Here is a 21,146-nt window from a genome sequence, read left to right as displayed (position 1 = left end):
GGGGCTTCAGCCCATCCGCGTCTGCGCCTGCTCGCGCATGAACTGGGAGACGTAGTAGGGGCCGCAGCCGCCCTTGCCGGACGCGCCGCTGGCCTTCCAGCCGCAGAACGACTGCACACCGGGCCAGGCGCCCGTGGTCGCTCCCGTCCGGCGGTTGGCGTAGAGGACTCCGGCCTCGGCTTCGGCCATGAAGCGCTCCACGTCCTCGGGGTTGCGGCTGAAGATGCCCGCGGTGAGCCCGTATTCGCAGTCGTTGGCCAACTGGAGCGCATCATCCAGCGTGCGGAAGCCAGTGACTCCGACGAAGGGGAGGAACAGCTCCTTGCGCATCAGCCGGTGCCTGTGAGGCAGCAACACCACGGTGGGTTCGACGAAGTAGCCCTTCGCGAGCGCACCTTCCAACCGCAAGCGCTCGGCGCCCACGACCACCGCGCCGTCCTGGCGTGCCTCGTCCACCGCGCGCTCGAAGCGCTGGACCGCCGCCGCGTTGATGACGGGACCGGTGAAGACCGAAGCGAGTGACGGATCCCCCACCTCCGCGGCCAGGACCTTCTTCTCCAGCCCGTCGATGAAGGCATCCAGCAGGGACTCGTGGACGTAGATGCGGGACAGCGCGCTGCACTTCTGGCCGGACAGGCCGAAGGCGGAGCGGAAGCAGCCCTCGATGGCGGCCTCCAGGTCCGCGTCTCGGCAGACGATGGCCGGGTTCTTTCCCCCCAGCTCCAGGAAGCACGGCCGCACGCGGCCCGTGGACATCTGCTGGTGGATGTCCATGCCCACCGCCTTGCTACCGGTGAACGCGACGCCGTCCACGCCGGGATGGCGCACCAGCGCCGCGCCGAGCGACTCGCCCTCGCCGTGCACCACCTGGAAGACGCCCGGAGGCAGTCCCGCTTCCACGAGCGCCTGGTACAGCCCCTCCGCGCACCAGGGCGCCTCCTCGCTGGGTTTGAGGATGACGGCATTGCCTCCCAGCAGCGCGCCCGCGCTCATGCCTGCGGCGAGCGCCAGCGGGAAGTTGAAGGGCGAGAGCACGGCGAACACCCCATAGGGCCGCAGCACGCTGAGCGTGTCCTCGTGGGGAGACAGCCGGGCCATGGGGCGGCGGAAGCCCTCGGCCTGCTCGAGCTGCGCGGCGTAGTAGCGCAGCAGGTCCGCGGATTCCTCCACGTCCCCCAGCGACTCCATCCGGCTCTTGCCCACCTCCAGCGTCATCCGCGCCGAGAGTTCCAGCCGTCGCTCGGAGATGAGCTCCGCGGCCCGCCGGAGGATGCGCACCCGTTCCTCCCACGCCGTGGCGCCCCAGGCACGTTGGGCCTCGCGAGCCACACGCACCACGCGGTCCAACTCGGAGACGGGCGTGCGGTGGAAGGACGCCAGCAGCTCGTCCGGCTTGGCCGGGTTGCGGCTCTCCAGCAAGTCCCCGCTCCGGTACGGCTCGCCGCCAATCCATGACGGAAGCTGAGCGCCTAGCGCCCCTCGAACGGCGTCGAGCGCCGCATCGAACTGGGCATGCAGCGTGGACAGGTCTGCCTCCAACACCGAATAGGTGATGCGGAAACTCATCGGTCCTCCCGGAAGAAGTGGTGAATGCCGTCCGCGAGCGTGTCGACGAGCTCGTCGACCTCCGCCTCGGTGATGACGAGCGGTGGGCCGATCATCAGCAGGTCCCCGTTCGTCCCATCCGCGTGGCCGGTGTTGGACCAGAGCACGAGCCCGCGCTCGAACAGCTCGGCGAGCAGCCCCTCCACCACCTTGCGCGCGCGGGGGAAGGGGAGGCGGCGGGACGTCTCCTCCACGAACTCGACGCCAGCCATCAACCCCACGCCCTGCACCGAGCCCACGAAGGGCAATGGAAGCAGCGCCTCGCGCAGGCGACGCTGGAGGTACGCTCCGACGCGCGCGGCGTGGTCCACCAGCGCGTGGCGCTTGTAGTAGTCGAGCACCGCCAGTCCCGCCGCCGTCATCGCGGGCGCCTGGAGATACGTCTGCGCGTGCATGAAGCCGCCGGAGCCCTGGCGCAGCTCCTCGAGGTGCGTCTGCCTCACGAGCAGCGCGCTCAGCGGCGCATAGCCGCCGCTGATGCCTTTGCCGAGCACCAGCACATCAGGCGTGAAGCCGACCCGCTCGCTGGCGAAGAAGCGCCCGGTGCGCCCGCACCCGCACATGACTTCGTCGGCGATGGTGAGGATGCCGTACTCGCGGCACAGCGCGCTCACGCGCTCGAAGTAGCCAGGAGGCGGCGGGGAGGCGCCTGCCGAGGAACCGATGACAGGCTCCGCGATGAAGGCGGCGATGGTATCCGGGCCCTCTCTCCGCAGAGTCTCTTCCAGGAGCCGCGCGTAGTGCTCCGCGCCGTCGCGCTCATAGTCCTCCAGTCCCGAGCGGTAGGGGTACGGCGCGGCCGTGGTGACGACCTCGGCCAGCATCGGCCCGAAGAAAGTCTTGTAGTGAGGGCGGCCCGAGAGCGAGAGCGCGTACAGCGTGTTGCCGTGGTAGCCGGGCACGCGGGCGATGACCTTGGTGCGCTGGGGCTGGCTTCGCTCCACCCACAACTGCCGGACGAACTTCACCGCCGCCTCCACGGCCTCGGAGCCGGAGCCGAGAAACGCGGCGCGCTCCAACCCCGGCGGTGCGAGCGCGCACAGGCGAGAGGCAAGTTGCTCCGTCACCTCCGTCGTGAAGTGGGTGCCGTTGACGTACGCGACGCGGAGCAGTTGCTCGTGGATGCGGTCCGCGACCTCGCGGTTGCCGTGCCCGACGCTGGCCACGAGCGCGCCGGCGGAGGCATCCAGGTAGCGCTTGCCGCGGGCATCGAAGAGGTAGACGCCCTCTCCATGCGTCACCACCGGGAAGGTGCGCGCCAGGTTGCGCAGGAGCACGTGGCCCTGGGGGTAGCGCACCGTCTGTTCTGCTTCGTCCCGCATCGTCCGTCCTCCACGCAGCACGGACGGCCGAGGCCGCCCGGCAGGGCCTCCGCGTGGAAGAAGGGCTGTCACGGTGCGCGCGAGCGCACACCAGGCTCATCAGAGCCCACGGACCGACCTTCGCCCCCACGGGCGACTGAAGACACGAGGGGTGGAGGTTCGGAAAAGCCGAGACGCGTGAGGGCCCGCTGAGGCTTCAGCGCTCGGACCTTCCGGCCGTCCCTCGCGGCTCCAGGTCGAAACCGTCCGTGGATTTCTCCCACGAGCGGATGCGGGCAGGTCTTCGGGCTCGTGAGCATTCCGGCCGGAGCCGGCTTCCTACTGCTCGTCGCTTCCCAGCTCCCAGGGGGAACCAGTGCATGTGACGAGGTTCGTTCTCACTGACCGCTGCGGGGCAGCCCCGGATTCACACCGGGTTCCCTTTTCAGCCTGGACCGTGAAGTCCAGGCACCAGCATGGGGCGGCCTTGTACTTTCGGCCTCTTCGGACTGTCAACCTCCCAGCCGAGAACCCGCGGTCACAACCTGGACGGACTGTGGTGTCCCGTCTTACATAACAGCCACGTAGCTGTAGCCAAAAACTGGCGTGCAGATCCAACCCGGCGCAGCATGCGCACTCGTTTTCTCCATGGCCTTCGGGAAGTCCAAGAACCGTCGCCGCGTCGACACCGCCCAGAAGAAGGAGGCGGTGAAGAGTGTCGTGCAGACGCACGGGCCCTCCGTGCTCAAGGGCCTGCTCGCCGCGGTCCTGACGGCGGGCCTCGTCTGGGGCGGCATCGAGCTGCGCGCCTGGGCCCTCGCTTCCCCGCGCTTCCAACTGGCGGAGGTGAACTTCACCGGGCTCACCCGCGCCTCGCGCACGGAGCTGGTGAAGCTGTCCGGCCTGGCGCCGGGGCAGAACCTCTTCGCGATGGACGTACCCCTTCTGGAGAAGGCGATGCTCCAGCACCCATGGGTGAGCCGCGTGGAGGTGACGCGCCATTTCCCCGCCACCGTCTCCGTGGAGGTGGTGGAGCACACCCCCGAGGCCCTCGTGGTGCTCGGTGACTTGTACGTCCTGGACGCGGAGGGCGAGCCCTTCAAGCGCGTGACGCCGGGAGACGGGCTGGATCTGCCGCTCGTCACGGGTGTGGTGCGGGACGACTACGTGAAGGACCCGGCCGTGGTGCGCGAGCGCCTCAAGGCCGCGCTGGAGGTGGCCCGCTCGTACTCGGCGCTGAAGCTCGGCCGCCACGAGCGGCTGTCCGAGGTGCGGGTGGAGGGCGGGGCCCTGGCGCTGGTGACGGTGGCCGGCCAGGAAGTGCTGATGGGGGAGGGGAACACGGAGGCCAAGCTGGCCCGGCTGACGCGCGTGCGGCGCGAGCTGAGCGCCAAGGGCCTGGCGGCGGATGTCATCCACCTGGAGAACCGGGCCCGGCCCGGCTGGGTGGCGGTGAAGATTTCGAGCTCCGCATCCGAGAGGAGCGGGGCCTCGGCGCAGTAGGGAACGCCCTTTCACGAGAGTGGGGGCACCTGGGAGGCAGTGGTCATGGCGAAGCAGAAGTCTGGGGAGATCATCGTCGGCCTCGACATCGGCACGACGAAGATCTGCGCGATCGTCGGTGAGCTCACCGACAGCGGGATCGACATCATCGGAATCGGCACCCACCCTTCGAAGGGGTTGCGCAAGGGCGTCGTGGTCAACATCGAGGCGACCGTGTCCTCCATCCGCCGCGCGGTGGAAGAGGCCGAGCTCATGGCGGGGGCGGAGATCTCCCACGTCTACACGGGCATCGCCGGTGGCCACATCAAGGGCTTCAACTCCCAGGGGATCGTCGCGGTGAAGGACAAGGAGGTCCGCGAGGCGGACATCGCCCGCGTCATCGACGCCGCCAAGGCCGTGGCCATCCCGCTGGATCGGGAAGTCATCCACGTGCTGCCCCAGGAGTTCATCATCGACGATCAGGGCGGCATCAAGGAGCCGCTGGGCATGGCGGGCGTGCGGCTCGAGGCCAAGGTGCACATCGTCACCGGCGCCGTCTCCAGCGCGCAGAACATCGTCAAGTGCGCCAACCGCACGGGCCTCAACGTCGCGGACATCGTCCTGCAGCCGCTGGCCTCCGCCGAGGCCGTGCTGAGCGAGGACGAGAAGGAGCTGGGCGTCTGCCTGGTGGACATCGGCGGCGGGACCACGGACATCGCCATCTTCTCCGGCGGCTCCATCGTCCACACGGCCGTCATCGCCCTGGGCGGCAACAACCTCACCAGCGACATCGCCATTGGCCTGCGCACGCCTGCTCACGAGGCCGAGCGCATCAAGCAGAAGTTCGGCTGCGCGCTCGCCAGCATGGTGAACAAAGACGAGACCATTGAGGTCCCCAGCGTGGGAGGACGCCAGCCGAGGGTGCTCGGCCGGCAGATCCTCTGCGAGATCCTCGAGCCGCGCGTGGAGGAGATCTTCCAGCTCGTCCACCGCGAGATCCAGAAGTGTGGCTACGAGGATCTGCTCGCCTCGGGCGTGGTCATCACCGGCGGCTCCACGCTGCTGGCGGGCATGCCCGAGCTGGCCGAAGAGGTGCTTGGACTCCCCGTGCGACGCGGTATGCCTCGCGGTATCGGCGGCCTGGTAGACGTGGTGAAGAGCCCCATGTACGCGACCGGCGTGGGCCTGGTCGTCTACGGCGCTCGCAACCTCGACCGCCGGATGTTCCGGATTCGCGAAGAGAACGTGTACAAGAAAGTGAAAGGCCGCATGCGCGAGTGGCTTGAGGAAATTTTCTAGCCGGACTGCTCAACAGAAACCCGGAAAGCAAGAAGAGGGATCCCAAGTGGGGTCCCTCTTTTTTTTGATCAACATTCCTCGGGTACAATCCTGAACGGAACGCTTCAAGTAGGCAGCCGTAATCCCACTGACCACGTCCTCACCCGCATCTCAAACGACCGAGGCACGAGGCCGCTCCCGAGTGGCTCCGTCCCGGCCTGGAACATCCACCATGATGGGTTCCTCCTCGATTTCTGTTTGCTCCGCGAACGTCCGCCGGCTGATGCCCCTGCTCCTGTTGGGAGTGTTGGGAGCCAGCTGCGGTCCGGAGTCACTGAATGACTTTGAAACCGCCGCCGCTCCCGTGGCCACCCGGGTGCCCGCGGAGCCGCTGATCATTCCGCGCCAGCGCCCGACCAAGGGCGAGTGGCTGCTGAATCCAGACAAGAACGTGGCCTGGATGTTGGCGGGGAACGCCAACCTGCAGGTGACGATGTCTGACACGGCCGATCCGGTCGCGGAGAACACCGCCTTCGACTACAAGTTCGAGGTCGTGAACCTGGGGCCGGACCCGGCGGACAACGTCCTGGTGGCCATCATTCTGCCCACCCAGGCCGCGTCGCTGGGTTTCGACGTGGGGCCGTTCTCCTGCAGCAATCCGAGCGCCGGGGTCTGGAACTGCCGGCTCTTCACGCCGTGGGCGGTGAACTCCCCGTCGACCCTGACCTTCCACATGCGGACGCCCAACCAGGACGACGTCCTGCTGCAGTCGAGCGTCACCATCTCCTCGGCGACGACGGATCCCACGCCGGCCAACAACACGGACTCGGAGGAGACGGTCGTCGGAACGAACGATGCGCCCACGGTCAACGGGCCGGTGACGGTGCAGACGGCCCCCGAGGACACGGAGATCATCTTCTCGGCGGCGAACGGCAACCTCATCTCCATCGCGGACCCGGACGCCTTCAACCGCAACCTGCGAGTGACCCTGGACATCACCGGAGGGGCCTTGCGCGGGTCCATGACGCTCAGGCAGACGACGGGGCTGACCTTCACCAACGGCGACGGCGATCACGATTCCACCATGCAGTTCACGGGAACGCTGGCCAGCATCAATGCCGCGTTGTCCATCCTGAAGTTCACCCCGGCGCCCAACTACTACGGCATGACGGGCCTCGTGCTGTCGGTCATCGACCTGGGCAACAGCGGTCTCGGAGGCGTGAAGAACGGTAGCCGGATCGTCCCGATCAACGTCTCTCCGGAGGTGAACGATCCTCCGGACGCGGTGGACGACACGTTCACGGTGCCGGGCGACGCGGTGGACTACGCACTGGACGTGCTGGCCAACGACACGTACCTGCCGGACCCGCCCGAGACGCTGACGATCGTCTCGGTGACGCAGCCGGCCAACGGTACGGTGACCTTCACTGCCACGGGCGTGAAGTTCACGCCGAACGTCGGCTTCCGAGGCACCACGACGTTCACGTACACGATCAATGATGGTCACAGCGCCACGGACACGGCCACGGTGACGTGCAACGTGGGCCAGGCGAACAACCCGCCCACGGCCGGAGACGACATCTACACGGTGGCCGAGGACAGTGCGGCCACGACGCTCTTCGTGCTGTCCAACGACAGCACGGCGCCGGACACGGGCGAGACGCTGTCCATCACCGCGGTGACCCAGCCCACGGGCGGCACGGTGACCATCGTTGGCAATACCTTGCAGTTCAAGCCCAACGCCAACTTCTTCGGCACCGCGACGTTCACGTACACGATCTCGGACGGCCGGGGCGGCACGGCGACGGGCACGGTGACGGTGACGGTGACGGGCTCGAACGATCCGCCGACGGCCACCAATGACACCTTCGCGGTACTCGAGGACACGCCCACGGCGCTGGACGTGCTGGCCAACGACTCGTCCCTGCCGGACGGTCCGGAGACGATCATCATCACCGCGGTGACTCAGCCGGCCAACGGCACGGTGACCTTCACGAGCACCAGCGTGATGTACACGCCGCCGGCCGAGTACAACGGCACCACGACGTTCACGTACACCATCTCGGATGGCGCGCTGACGGCGACGGCGACGGTGACGGTGAACGTGACGCCGGTGAACGATCCGCCGGTGGCCACTGCAGACATCTTCTCCGTGGCCGAGGACAGCGCGGCCACCGTGCTCAACGTGATGGCCAACGACTCGACGGGGCCGGAGACGGGCGAGACGCTCTCCGTCACCGCGGTGACGCAGCCCAGCTCGGGCGGCGTGGTGACGCTCACCGGCGGCGTGGTGAGCTTCAAGCCGGACGCCAATTTCTTCGGCACCGCGACGTTCACCTACACCCTCGCGGATAACAATGGCGGTACGGCGACGGGCACGGTGACGGTGACGGTGACGCCGGTGAACGATCCGCCGGATGCCGTGAACGACAGCTTCACGGTGGGAGCCAACAACCCGGGCACCGTGCTGGACGTGCTGGCCAACGACACGTACCTGCCGGATGCGCCGGAGACGCTGACGATCACCGCGGTGACCCAGCCGTCCAAGGGCACGGTGACCTTTACGGGCACCAACGTCACCTTCACCCCGGCGGCGGGCTACCTGGGGACCGTGACGTTCACGTACACCATCAAGGATCCCAGCAACGCCACCGACACCGCCACGGTGACGGTGGTGGTGGGCAACAACCCGCCGGTGGCCACCGCGGACGTCTTCACGGTGGACGAGGACAGCGCGACCACGGACTTCAACGTGCTGGCCAACGACTCGACGGCGCCGGACACCGGGGAGACGCTGTCCGTGATCGCCGCGACCCAGCCGGCCAACGGCACGGTGACGTTCGATCCCACGAAGGTGCGCTTCAAGCCCGCGGCCAACTTCAACGGCACCACGACGTTCACGTACACCGTCTCGGACGGCAACGGTGGCACGGCCACGGCCACGGTCACCGTCACGGTGAGACCGGTGAACGATCCGCCGGACGCGGTGAACGACGCCTTCACCGTGAGCCGCAACAGCGGGGCCACGGTGCTGAACGTGCTGAGCAATGACACGTTCGCTCCGGACACGAACGAGACGCTGACCGTCTCGGCTGTCACGCAGCCCGCCACGGGCGGCACGGTGACCTTCACGGCCGCGAACGTGAGCTTCACGCCCACGACCAACTTCACCGGGCTCGTGACGTTCACGTACACGATCTCGGACGGCAACGGCGGTACGGATACGGCGACGGTGACGGTGACGGTGGAGCAGGTGAACGCGCCGCCCGACGCGGTGGATGACGCCTTCTCCGTGGACGAGGACAGCGCAGTCACCACCTTCAACGTGCTGGCCAACGACACGACGCTGCCGGACACGGGCGAGACGCTGACCATCACCTCCGTCACGCAGCCCAGCTCGGGCGGCGTCGTGACGGCCAACACGTCCAATGTGCGCTTCACGCCCGCGGCCAATTTCAACGGCACGTTGACGTTCACGTACACGGTGTCCGACGGCAACGGCGGCACGGATACGGCGACGGTCACCGTCACGGTGAGACCGGTGAACGACCCGCCGGACGCAGTGAACGACAACTTCTCGGTGGCCGAGAGCAGCGCGGACACCGTGCTGAACGTGCTGGCCAACGACTCGTTTGCTCCCGACACGGGAGAGACGCTGACGGTGACGGCGGTGACGCAACCGGCCAGCGGCACGGTGACGCTCACCGGCGGGGTGGTGAGCTACAAGCCACCCCCTGGCTACAACGGTACGGTGACGTTCACGTACACGATCTCGGACGGCAATGGCGGCACGGACACGGCGACGGTGACGGTGGTGGTGACGCCGGTGAATGATCCGCCCACCGCCAACGCCGACAGCTTCTCGGTGTCCGAGGACAGCAGCGCCAACAAGCTCAACGTGCTGGCCAACGACAGCACCGCGCCGGACACGGGCGAGACGCTGACCATTACCGAGGTTACCCAGCCGGCCAACGGCACGGTGACCTTCACGGCCACCAACGTCAGCTTCACCCCGGCGCCCAACTTCTTCGGCATCACGACGTTCACGTACACGATCTCGGACGGTAATGGTGGCACGGCCACAGCCACGGTCACCGTTACGGTCGACCCGGTGAATGACCCGCCGACGGCCACCGCCGACACCCTTTCGGTGCCCGAGGACAGCACTGCCACGGTGGTCGATGTGCTGGCCAACGACTCGAGCGCTCCGGATACGGGCGAGACGCTGACGGTGACAGCCGTCACCCAGCCGGCCAATGGCACGGTGACGCTCACGGGTGGCGTGGTGCGCTTCACCCCGGCGCCCAACTTCAACGGGACCACGACGTTCACGTATACGCTCTCGGACGGCAATGGTGGCACGGCCATCGGTACCGTGACGGTGACGGTGACGCCGGTGAACGATCCTCCGGATGCGGTGAACGACAGCTTCTCGGTGGCCGAGGACAGCAGCGCCACGGTGCTGGATGTGCTGGCCAACGACTCGCTCAACGGTGACGTAGGCGAGACGCTCACGGTGACGGCCGTCACTCAGCCGGCCAACGGAACGGTGACGCTCACCACGGGCGTGGTGCGCTTCACCCCGGCCGCCAACTTCAACGGGACCACGACGTTCACGTACACGATCTCGGATGGCAACGGTGGCACGGATACGGCGACGGTGACCGTCACGGTCACGCCGGTGAACGATCCGCCGGATGCGGTGGACGACGTCGCCACGGTGGCAGAGGACAGCGGTGCCACGGCGGTGAACGTACTGGCCAACGACACGACGGGGCCCGACACGGGCGAGACGTTGTCCATCACGGGGGTATCGCAGCCGGCGAATGGCTCGGTGACCTTCACCGCCACCCAGGTGCGCTTCACTCCGGCCCCGGACTTCAACGGCACCACGACGTTCCAGTACACGATCTCGGATGGCAACGGCGGCACGGACACGGCGACCGTCACGGTGACGGTGACGCCGGTGAACGATCCGCCCGCGGCCAACGACGACGCCTTCACGGTGGCCGAGGACAGTGGCGCCACGGTGCTGAACGTGTTGGCCAACGACTCGTCCTTGCCGGACACGGGTGAGACGCTGACTGTCACGTCGGTGACCCAGCCGACCGACGGCACGGTGACCTTCACGGCCGCGAACGTCAGCTTCACGCCCGCCGCCAACTTCAACGGCACCACGACGTTCTCGTATCGGATCTCCGATGGGAACGGGGGCACGGATACGGCGACCGTCACAGTGACGGTGACGCCGGTGAACGACCCGCCGGACGCGGTGAACGACGCCGTGACGGTGACGGAGGACAGCGCGGCCACGGTGGTGAACGTGCTCGCCAATGACACGACGACTCCCGATACGGGCGAGACGCTGACGGTGACGGCCGTCACGCAGCCGGCCAACGGCACGGTGACCTTCACGGCCACCAACGTCAGCTTCACTCCAGCGGCCAACTTCAACGGGACCACGTCCTTCACGTACACGGTGTCCGACGGCAACGGCGGTTCGGACACGGCGACGGTGACGGTGACGGTGACGCCGGTGAATGACCCGCCCACGGCGAACGACGACACCTTCACGGTGCCCGAGAACAGCGGCCCCTCGACGCTGGACGTGTTGACCAACGACACGGCGGTGCCGGACACGGGCGAGACGCTCACGGTGACGGCCGTCACGCAGCCGGCCAACGGCACGACGTCCTTCACCTCCACGGGCGTCATCTTCACGCCCACGGCGGGCTTCGTGGGGCCCACGACGTTCACGTACACGATCTCGGATGGCAATGGCGGCACGGCCACGGCCACCGTCACGGTCAACGTGAGCAACACGAACGACCCGCCGACGGCCAACGACGACAGCTTCACGGTGACCGAGGACAGCGGCCCCACGCTCATGACCGTGCTGGCCAACGACACGACGCTGCCGGACACGGGCGAGACGTTGACCATCACCGCGGTGACGCAGCCGTCCAGCGGCACGGTGACCTTCACGGCTTCCGACGTCACCTTCACGCCGGCGGCCAACTTCTTCGGCACCGTGACGTTCTCGTACACGGTGTCGGACGGCAACGGGGGCACGGACACGGCGATCGTCACGGTGACGGTGACGCCGGTGAATGATCCTCCCACGGCCCTGGATGACGCCTTCACGGTGGGCGAGGACAGCGCGGCGACCGTGCTCAACGTCCTGGCCAACGACTCGACGGCGCCCGAGCTCGACGAGACGCTGAAGATCACCGCCACCACCCAGCCCTCTAGCGGCACGGTGACCTTCACGGACACCAGCGTGAGCTTCACGCCGGCGGCCAACTTCAACGGCACGGTGACGTTCACGTACACGGTGTCGGACGGCAATGGGGGTACGGCGACGGCCACGGTCACCGTCACGGTGACGCCGGTGAACGACCCGCCGGATGCGGTGAACGACACCTTCGTTGTGGCCGAGAGCAGCGCGGACACCGTGCTGGACGTGCTGGCCAATGACACCACGACTCCGGATACGGGCGAGACGCTGACGGTGACGGCGGTGACGCAGCCGGCCAGCGGCACCGTGACGCTCACCTCAGGAGTGGTGCGCTACACGCCGCCCGTGGGCTTCAACGGCACGGTGACGTTCACGTACACGGTTTCGGATGGGAACGGCGGCACGGACACGGCGACGGTGACGGTGAACGTGACGCCGGTGAACGACCCGCCCACGGCCGTGGATGACACCTTCACGGTGGCCGAGGACAGCAGCGCCACGGCGCTGGACGTGCTGGCCAACGACAGCACCGCGCCGGACACGGGCGAGACGCTGACCATTACCGCGGTCACCCAGCCGGCCAACGGCACGGTGACCTTCACGAGCTCCAGCGTGGAGTTCGCGCCTCCGGCCGACTTCAACGGCACGGTGACGTTCACGTACACGGTGGAGGACGGCAACGGAGGCACGGACACGGCGACGGTGACGGTGAACGTGACGCCGGTGAACGATCCTCCGCTGGCCACGGATGACAGCTTCACGGTGGCCGAGGACAGCGGCGCCACGGTGTTCGACGTGCTGCTCAACGACAGCTCGGCGCCGGACACGGGCGAGACGCTGACCATCACCTCGGTGACGCAGGCCACGGGCGGCACGGTGACCTTCACCGACTCCAACATCAGCTTCACGCCCGCGCCCAACTTCCATGGGACGACGTCGTTCACGTACCGGATCCTCGATGGGAATGGAGGCTCGGACTCGGCGACGGTGACGGTGACGGTGACGCCGGTGAACGACCCGCCCACGGCCGACGATGACGCCTTCACGGTGGCCGAGGACAGCGGTGCCACGCCGCTCGACGTCCTCTTCAACGACAGCTCGCTGCCGGACGAGGGCGAGACGCTCACGGTGACGGCCGTCACGCAGCCGGCCAATGGCACGGTGACGCTCACCGGAGGCGTGGTGAGCTTCACGCCGGCGGCCAACTTCTTCGGCACCACGTCGTTCACCTACACGGTGTCCGACAGCAGCGGGGACTCGGACACGGCCACGGTGCTGATGACGGTGACGCCGGTGAACGACCCGCCCACGGCCAACAACGACAGCTTCCTGGTGCCCAAGGACAGCGCGGCCCAGGTGCTGGATGTGCTGGCCAACGACTCGTCCGTGCCGGATGTGGGCGAGACGCTCGTCATCATCTCGGTGACGCAGCCGGCCACCGGCGGCACGGTGAGCTTCACGGGCTCCAACGTGAGCTTCACGCCCGCGCCTGGCTTCGAGGGGCTCGCGACGTTCACGTACCGGATCTCGGACGGCAATGGCGGTACGACTTCGGCCACGGTGGAGGTCCGCGTGGGCAGCCCGAACAACCCGCCCACGGCCAACGACGACAGCTTCACGCTCGCCGAGGACAGCGGGGCCACGGTGCTGAACGTGCTGGCCAACGACACGACGACGCCGGACACGGGCGAGACGCTCACGGTGGCCTCGGTGACGCAGCCGGCCAACGGCACGGTGACGTTCACCGCCTCCAACGTGAGCTTCACGCCGGCGGCCAATTTCCACGGCACCACGTCGTTCTCGTACACGGTTTCGGATGGGAACGGCGGCTCGGACACGGCGACGGTGACGGTGACGGTGACGCCGGTGAACGATCCGCCGACGGCCAACAACGACGCCTTCACGGTGGCCGAGGACAGCGCGGCCACGGTGCTGGACGTGCTGACCAACGACACGGTGGTGCCGGACGAGGGTGAGTCGCTCACGGTGACGGCCGTCACGCAGCCGGCCAACGGCACGGTGACGCTGACGGGCGGCGTGGTGCGCTACATGCCTCCGGCCAACTTCCACGGCACGACGACGTTCACGTACACGGTGTCGGACGGCAATGGCGGTACGGCCACGGCGACCGTCACGGTGACGGTGACGTCGGTGAACGATCCGCCGACGGCCAGTAACGACGTCTTCACGGTGGCCGAGGACAGCGGGGCCACGGACTTCAACGTGCTGGCCAACGACTCGTTCGCGCCGGACACGGGAGAGACGCTGACGGTGACGGCGGTGACCCAGCCGGCCAACGGCACGGTGACCTTCACGGCCACGAACGTCAGCTTCACTCCGGCGCCGAACTTCAATGGCACCACGACGTTCCGGTACACCATCTCGGATGGCAATGGCGGTACGGCCGCGGCGACGGTGACGGTGACGGTGACGCCGGTGAACGATCAGCCCACGGCCAACGACGACAGCTACACGGTGGCGGTGAACAGCAGCGCCAGGGTGCTGGATGTGCTGTTCAACGACACGACGGCGCCGGACACGGGTGAGACGCTGACCATCACGTCGGTGACCCAGCCGGCCAACGGCACGGTGACCTTCACGGCCGCGAACGTCAGCTTCACGCCGGCGGCGGGCTTCACGGGCACCACGACGTTCACGTACACGGTGTCGGACGGCAATGGCGGCACGGCCTCGGCCACCGTCACGATTACGGTCACGGGCTCCAACATCCCGCCGACGGCTGTGGACGATGTCTTCACGGTGGAGGAGGACAGCTCGGCCACGGACTTCAACGTGCTGGCCAACGACACGACGGCGCCGGACACGGGCGAGACGCTGACCATCACGGCGGTGACGCAGCCTGTGGGCGGCACGGTGACCTTCACGTCCTCGACCCTCAGCTTCACGCCAGCGCCGAACTTCAACGGCACGACGGTGTTCCGGTACTCGGTGTCGGACGGCAATGGCGGCACGGCCACGGCCGCCGTCACGGTGACGGTGACGCCGGTGAACGATCCGCCTACGGCCGGCGACGACACCTTCACGGTGGCGGAGGACAGCGGGGCCACGGTGCTGGATGTGCTGGCCAACGACTCGATCTCTCCTGACACGGGCGAGACGCTGACGTTGACGGCGGTGACCCAGCCGAGCCGCGGCTCGGTGACGCTCTCGGGCAACGTGGTGACCTTCACGCCCGCGGCCAACTTCCACGGCACCGTGACGTTCACGTACACGGTCTCGGATGGCAACGGTGGGACGACGACGGCCACGGTGACGGTGGTGGTGTCGTCGGTGAACGATCAGCCCGACGCGGTGGATGACAACTTCTCGGTGACTGAGGACTCCCCGCTCGCGGCCGTGAACGTGCTGGCGAACGACACGACGCTGCCGGATACGGGCGAGACGTTGACCATCACGGCGGTGACCCAGCCGGCCAACGGCACGGTGGCGCTCAGCGGTGGCCTGGTGCGCTTCGCGCCAGCGCGCAACTTCAATGGCACCACGACGTTCCGCTACACGGTGTCGGACGGCAATGGCGGCACGGACACGGCGACGGTGACGATGACGGTGACGCCGGTGAACGATCCTCCGACGGCCAACGACGACAGCTTCCAGGTGGCGGTGAACAGCACGGCCAATGCGCTGGACGTGCTGTTCAACGACACGTACCTGCCAGACGCGCCGGAGACGCTGACCGTCACCGCGGTGACCCAGCCGACCAATGGCTCGGTGTCGCTCGCGGGTGGGGTGGTGCGTTTCTCGCCGGCGCCGGACTTCAGCGGCATCGCCTCGTTCACGTACACGATCTCGGATGGCAACGGCGGCACGGACACGGCGACGGTGACCGTCACGGTCTCGGGCACCAACAACCTGCCCACGGCGGATGACGACACCTTCACGGTGGCGGAGGACAGCGGCGCCACGGTGCTGGACGTGCTGGCCAACGACACGACGGCGCCGGACACGGGCGAGACGCTCACGGTGGTGGCGGTGACTCAGCCGGCCAACGGCACGGTGACGCTCACGGGCGGCGTGGTGAGCTTCACGCCGGCCCCCGACTTCAACGGCATCACGACGTTCACGTACATGGTGTCCGATGGCCATGGCGGCTCGGACTCCGCTCGCGTCACGATCTCGGTCACTCCGGTCAACGACGCGCCGAATGCGGTGGACGACAGCTTCCAGGTGCCGGTGGACAGCCCGGCACGAGTGCTGGACGTGCTGGCCAACGATACGGTGGCGCCGGACACGGGCGAGACGCTGACGGTGACGGCGGTGACCCAGCCGGCCAACGGCACGGTGACGCTCACGAGTGGTGTGGTGAGCTTCCTGCCTGCGGCGGGCTTCTCGGGCACTACGACGTTCACGTACACGGTGTCGGATGGCAATGGCGGCACGGACACGGCGACGGTGACCGTCACGGTTTCGGGCTCCAACCACCCGCCGACGGCCAACGACGACAGCTTCACGGTGCTCAAGGACAGTGGGGCCACGGTGCTGGACGTGCTGGCCAACGACACGACGGCGCCTGACGTGGGTGAGACGCTCACGGTGACTGCGGTGACCCAGCCGACCAACGGTACGGTGACGCTCAGCGGAGGCACGGTGAGCTTCACTCCGCCGACAGGCTTCGTCGGCGTCACCTCCTTCACGTACACGGTGTCGGACGGCAGCGGCGGCACGGATACGGCCACGGTGACGGTGTCTGTGTTCCCGCCCGCAAACCCGCCTGTCGCCACGGATGACAGCTTCACGGTGGCCGAGGACAGCGGCGCCACGGTGCTGGACGTGCTCGCCAACGACACGACGCTGCCGGACACGGGCGAGACGCTGACCATCACGTCGGTGACCCAGCCGGCCAACGGCACGGTGTCGAACACCGGCACCGCGGTGCGCTTCACCCCGGCGTCCAACTTCAACGGTACGACGACGTTCACGTACACGGTGTCGGACGGCAACGGCGGCACGGACACGGCCGTCGTCACGGTGACGGTGACGCCGGTGAACGATCCTCCGGACGCGGTGAACGACACGTTCACGGTGCTCAAGGACAGCTCGGGCACGGTGCTGGACGTGCTGCTCAACGACACGTCCGCGCCGGACACGGGCGAGACGCTGACGGTGACGGCGGTGACGCAGCCGGCCAACGGCACGGTGACGCTCACGAGCGGTGTGGTGAGCTACACGCCGCCGGCGGGCTACACGGGGACCACGACGTTCACGTACACGATCTCCGATGGCAGTCTCAGCGACACGGCCACGGTGACGGTGGTCGTGAGCGAGACGGCCAACATCCCGCCTGACGCGGTGGCCGATACGTTCACGGTGGCCGAGGACAGCGGCACCACGGTGTTGAATGTGCTGGCCAACGACACGACGGAAGCGGGCGAGACGCTCACGGTGGTGGTGGTGACCCAGCCGGCCAACGGTACGGTGACGCTCACGAGCGGTGTGGTGAGCTTCACGCCGGCGGCCAACTTCAACGGCACCACGACCTTCGAGTACACGATCTCCGACGGTCGTGGTGGCACGGACAAGGCCACGGTGACGGTGATCGTGACGCCGGTGAACGATCCGCCGAACGCGGTGGACGACGTGTTCACGGTGGCCAGGAATAGCTCGGCCACGGTGCTGGACGTGCTGGTCAACGACACGTTCGCGCCGGACACGGGTGAGACGCTCACGGTGACGGCGGTGACTCAGCCGGCGGTGGGTGGCTCGGTGGATCTCAGCGGCGGTGTGGTGAGCTTCACGCCGGCGACGGGCTTCACTGGCACCTCGACGTTCACCTACACGATCTCGGATGGCAATGGTGGCACGGACACGGCCACCGTCACGGTGACGGTGACGCCGAACAACCCGCCTGACGCGGTGGACGACACGTTCACAGTGGCCGAGGACAGTGGGGCCACGGACTTCAACGTGCTGGCCAACGACACGTTCGCGCCGGACGTGGGCGAGACGCTGACCATCACGGCGGTCACTCAGCCGGCCAATGGCACGGTGACGTTCACGGACTCGAACGTGAGCTTCACGCCGGCGGCCAACTTCAATGGCACCACGTCGTTCGCGTACACGATCTCCGACGGCAGCGGCGGCACCGACACGGCGACAGTGACGGTGACGGTGACGCCGGTGAACGATGCTCCGGATGCGGTGGACGACACGTTCACGGTGCTCAAGGACAGCTCGGCCACGGTTCTGGACGTGCTATTGAACGACACGTTCGTGCCGGATACGGGCGAGACGCTGACCATCACGGCGGTCACTCAGCCGGCCAATGGCACGGTGACGTTCACGGACTCGAGCGTGAGCTTCACGCCGGCGCCGGGCTACAAAGGGACCACGACGTTCACGTACACGATCTCGGATGGCAACGGCGGCACGGACACGGCCACCGTCACGGTGATCGTGAGCGAGACGCCGAACAACCCGCCTGACGCGGTGGATGACACGTTCACAGTGGCCAAGAACAGCGGAGCCACTGTGCTGAATGTGCTGGTCAACGATACGTCCGCGCCGGACACGGGCGAGACGCTCACGGTGGTGGCGGTGACCCAACCGGCCAATGGCACGGCGACGCTCAGCGGTGGCGAGGTGAGCTTCACGCCAGCGACGGACTTCACGGGCACGACGACGTTCACGTATACGATCTCGGATGGCAAGGGCGGCACGGACACCGCCACGGTGACGGTGATCGTGAGCGATACGCAGAACCACCCGCCTGACGCAGTGGACGACACGTTCACGGTGGCCCAGAACAGCGGGGCCACGGTGCTCAACGTGCTGGCCAACGACACGTTCGCGCCGGACGTGGGCGAGACGCTGACGGTGACGGCGGTGACCCAGCCGGCCAACGGCACGGTGACGCTCACGGGTGGCGTGGTGAGCTTCACGCCGGCGACGGGCTTCACGGGCACGACGACCTTCACGTACACGATCTCGGACGGCAACGGCGGCACGGATACGGCCACGGTGACGGTGACGGTGACCGGCACTTCGCTCGACTCCGACGGCGACGGCATTCCGGATGCGATCGAGATCGCAACCGGCACGGATCCGAACAACCCCGACACGGACGGTGACGGCCTGTCGGATGGCGTTGAGGACAAGGACCACAACGGTGTCGTGGATGCGGGCGAGACCGATCCGCGCGACAAGGACACCGATAACGGTGGCGCGAGCGATGGCGCCGAGGTCAACGGTGGCACTGATCCGCTGGACGACTCGGATGACTTCATCATCGCGGGCAGCGGCTGCGCTTCCACGGGCACCAGCCTGATGCCGCTGCTGCTGCTGCTCGGCCTGCCGCTCCTGCGGCGGCGCCGTGCGGCGGGCAGCTCGCACCCGGCCTCTCGGGCGGGCGTCTGGGGTGTGCTGGGCATGCTGGCCGTCTTCGTGGCGGCTCCGGCGAAGGCCCAGCCCACCATCGTCACGAGCCCGGCGTCCCAGAAGATCGACGTCCAGCAGTACAAGCCAGCGCCGGGGGCCTATGACGTGTTGGGCCTCCACAGCGCGAGGGTGAACGGGAACTGGGGTTGGAACCTGGGCCTGTCGGTGAACTACGCGAAGGACCCGCTCACCGTCCTCGATCCGCGCCAGGACAACGCCGTGGCCTACAAGCTGGTGGCGAACCAGCTCACCGTGGACATCCTGGGCGCCATCGCGCTGTTCGATCGGTTCGAGATTGGCCTGGCGGTGCCCTTCACGTCGCAGACGTCCCAGTCCGGCGACTCTCCCATCTTCTCGGACGATGTCGGCAAGTCCGGCCTGGGAGACGTGCGCGTGGTGCCCAAGGCGAGCCTGTACTCCTCAGGCGGACTGACGCTGGGCGCCGCGGTGCCCATCCACCTGCCCACCGGCGGTGATTCGGGCTTTCTCGGAGGCGGCTTCTCCGTCCGTCCGAAGCTGCTCGGCGAGTGGGGGAGCAGCGGGGGCGCGCGGGTGCTGGCCAACGTGGGCCTCAACCTCCGCTCCAAGCAGCAGCTGCGCAACCTGGTCGTCTCCAACGAGCTGGCCTACGGGGTCGGCGCGGAGGTGCCTTTCCGGGTCAGTGGGCGCGAACTCGCCGTGGGCGGCACGCTGATGGGCGCGCTGGGCCTGGGCGAGGGGGGCTCCGAGGAGAAGCCGTTGGAGGTGCTGGCCACGGTGCGGTACCGCATCTCGGACGTCATCGCCGCGCACCTGGGCGGTGGCCCTGGCCTCTCGCAGGGCTACGGCACGCCGGGCTTCCGCGTGTTCGCGGGCCTGGCCTACGTGGCGCCCGCGCCCAAGGCGAGCCCGAGACCGGAGCCCAAGCCCGAGCCGAAGGCCGAGGTCAAGCCGCCCGAGCCCCTGCCGAACGAGGGCAAGACCAAGGTGGAGGTCATTCCTCCGCCGCAGGTCGCGGACACGGATGGGGACGGCATCCCGGATGACAAGGACAGTTGCCCCGCAGCCGCCGAGGACAAGGACGGCTTCCAGGACGAAGACGGCTGCCCGGACACGGACAACGACGGGGACGGCATCGCGGACGCGAGCGACAAGTGCGCGAACGAGCCTGAGTCGAAGAACGGCTTCGAGGACGAAGACGGCTGCCCGGACACGGCGCCGATCGCGGACACGGACGGGGACGGCATCCTGGATGACAAGGATCGTTGCCCTCAGGCCGCCGAGGACAAGGACGGCTTCGAGGACACGGATGGTTGCCCGGATCCCGACAACGATCACGACGGTGTCGCGGACGCCGACGACAAGTGCCCCACGCAGCCGGAGACCATCAACGGCGTGAAGGACGATGACGGCTGCCCGGACAAGGGCAAGGCGAAGGTGCTCGTCGAGGGCGAGAAGATCGTCATCCTCGAGAAGCTCTTCTTCGCCAACAACAAGTCCACCATCCTCCCCAAGTCCTTCCCGCTGCTGAAGCAGGTGGCGCAGGTGATCAGGGCCAACTCGCAGATCGAGAAGGTTCGTGTGGAGGGCTACACCGACGACAAGGGCGATGACGGGGTCAACCTGGTCCTCTCGCGGACCCGGGCGGAGGCCGTGCGCGATCGCCTCTCCATGGAGGGCATTGACGGCGGCCGCCTCGAGGCGGTGGGTTACGGCGAGGCCCGGCCGGTGGCCTCCAACAAGACGGCCAAGGGCCGCGAGCAGAACCGCCGCGTGGAGTTCACCGTCGTCAAGGTGAAGCCTCGGGAGGTCGAGGTCGACCAGCCCTGAGCCGTTCGGGGGGGCATGTCAGACCCCTGACCGAGACTGTG

At 67.8% G+C, this 21,146-nt stretch carries 5 protein-coding genes and 1 riboswitch; of the genes, 3 read left to right on the top strand and 2 right to left on the bottom strand.

All coding sequences use genetic code 11. The features are described from left to right. Window positions 1-6: 6 nt before the first annotated feature. The gene (locus KY501_RS22035; RefSeq protein ID WP_224365205.1) at window positions 7-1,566 is read right to left on the bottom strand and encodes an aldehyde dehydrogenase family protein; all 1,560 of its coding nucleotides are present in this window, start codon (window positions 1,564-1,566) and stop codon (window positions 7-9) included. After that, window positions 1,563-2,927: an aminotransferase family protein gene (locus tag KY501_RS22030; protein ID WP_224365204.1), complete on the bottom strand. Its 1,365-nt coding sequence runs from the start codon at window positions 2,925-2,927 to the stop codon at window positions 1,563-1,565. The genes KY501_RS22035 and KY501_RS22030 overlap by 4 nt, the downstream gene beginning before the upstream one ends. A 257-nt stretch (window positions 2,928-3,184) precedes the next feature. Then, window positions 3,185-3,397: riboswitch (cobalamin riboswitch) on the bottom strand. Window positions 3,398-3,554: 157 nt separating this feature from the next. Between KY501_RS22030 and KY501_RS22025 the strand changes: the two genes are divergently transcribed. The 3 genes from KY501_RS22025 (at window position 3,555) to KY501_RS22015 (ending at window position 21,105) form a co-directional block, all read left to right on the top strand. Next, window positions 3,555-4,409, top strand: coding sequence for a cell division protein FtsQ/DivIB (locus KY501_RS22025; protein WP_224365203.1), 855 nt, complete (start codon window positions 3,555-3,557; stop codon window positions 4,407-4,409). Window positions 4,410-4,454: 45 nt separating this feature from the next. Next, window positions 4,455-5,687 carry a cell division protein FtsA gene (gene ftsA, locus KY501_RS22020; RefSeq protein WP_044198530.1) on the top strand — a complete coding sequence of 411 codons (1,233 nt, stop codon included), beginning with the start codon at window positions 4,455-4,457 and terminating at the stop codon, window positions 5,685-5,687. A gap of 211 nt (window positions 5,688-5,898) precedes the next feature. Then, entirely contained in the window at window positions 5,899-21,105 is a 15,207-nt protein-coding gene (locus tag KY501_RS22015) for an Ig-like domain-containing protein (RefSeq protein WP_309242985.1), read from the top strand. Window positions 21,106-21,146 lie beyond the last annotated feature (41 nt).

Source organism: Hyalangium versicolor (assembly GCF_020103695.1).
GTDB lineage: Bacteria > Myxococcota > Myxococcia > Myxococcales > Myxococcaceae > Hyalangium > Hyalangium versicolor.
Note: the sequence above shows the minus strand (reverse complement) of the source record. Positions and strands in the feature narration are given on the sequence as shown.

What these genes read in the sequence shown, in the direction of transcription:
- KY501_RS22035 (WP_224365205.1), bottom strand. Translation starts at nt 1,566, where the DNA reads ATGAGTTTCCGCATCACCTATTCGGTGTTGGAGGCAGACCTGTCCACG.
- KY501_RS22030 (WP_224365204.1), bottom strand. Translation starts at nt 2,927, where the DNA reads ATGCGGGACGAAGCAGAACAGACGGTGCGCTACCCCCAGGGCCACGTG.
- KY501_RS22025 (WP_224365203.1), top strand. Translation starts at nt 3,555, where the DNA reads ATGGCCTTCGGGAAGTCCAAGAACCGTCGCCGCGTCGACACCGCCCAG.
- ftsA (WP_044198530.1), top strand. Translation starts at nt 4,455, where the DNA reads ATGGCGAAGCAGAAGTCTGGGGAGATCATCGTCGGCCTCGACATCGGC.
- KY501_RS22015 (WP_309242985.1), top strand. Translation starts at nt 5,899, where the DNA reads ATGATGGGTTCCTCCTCGATTTCTGTTTGCTCCGCGAACGTCCGCCGG.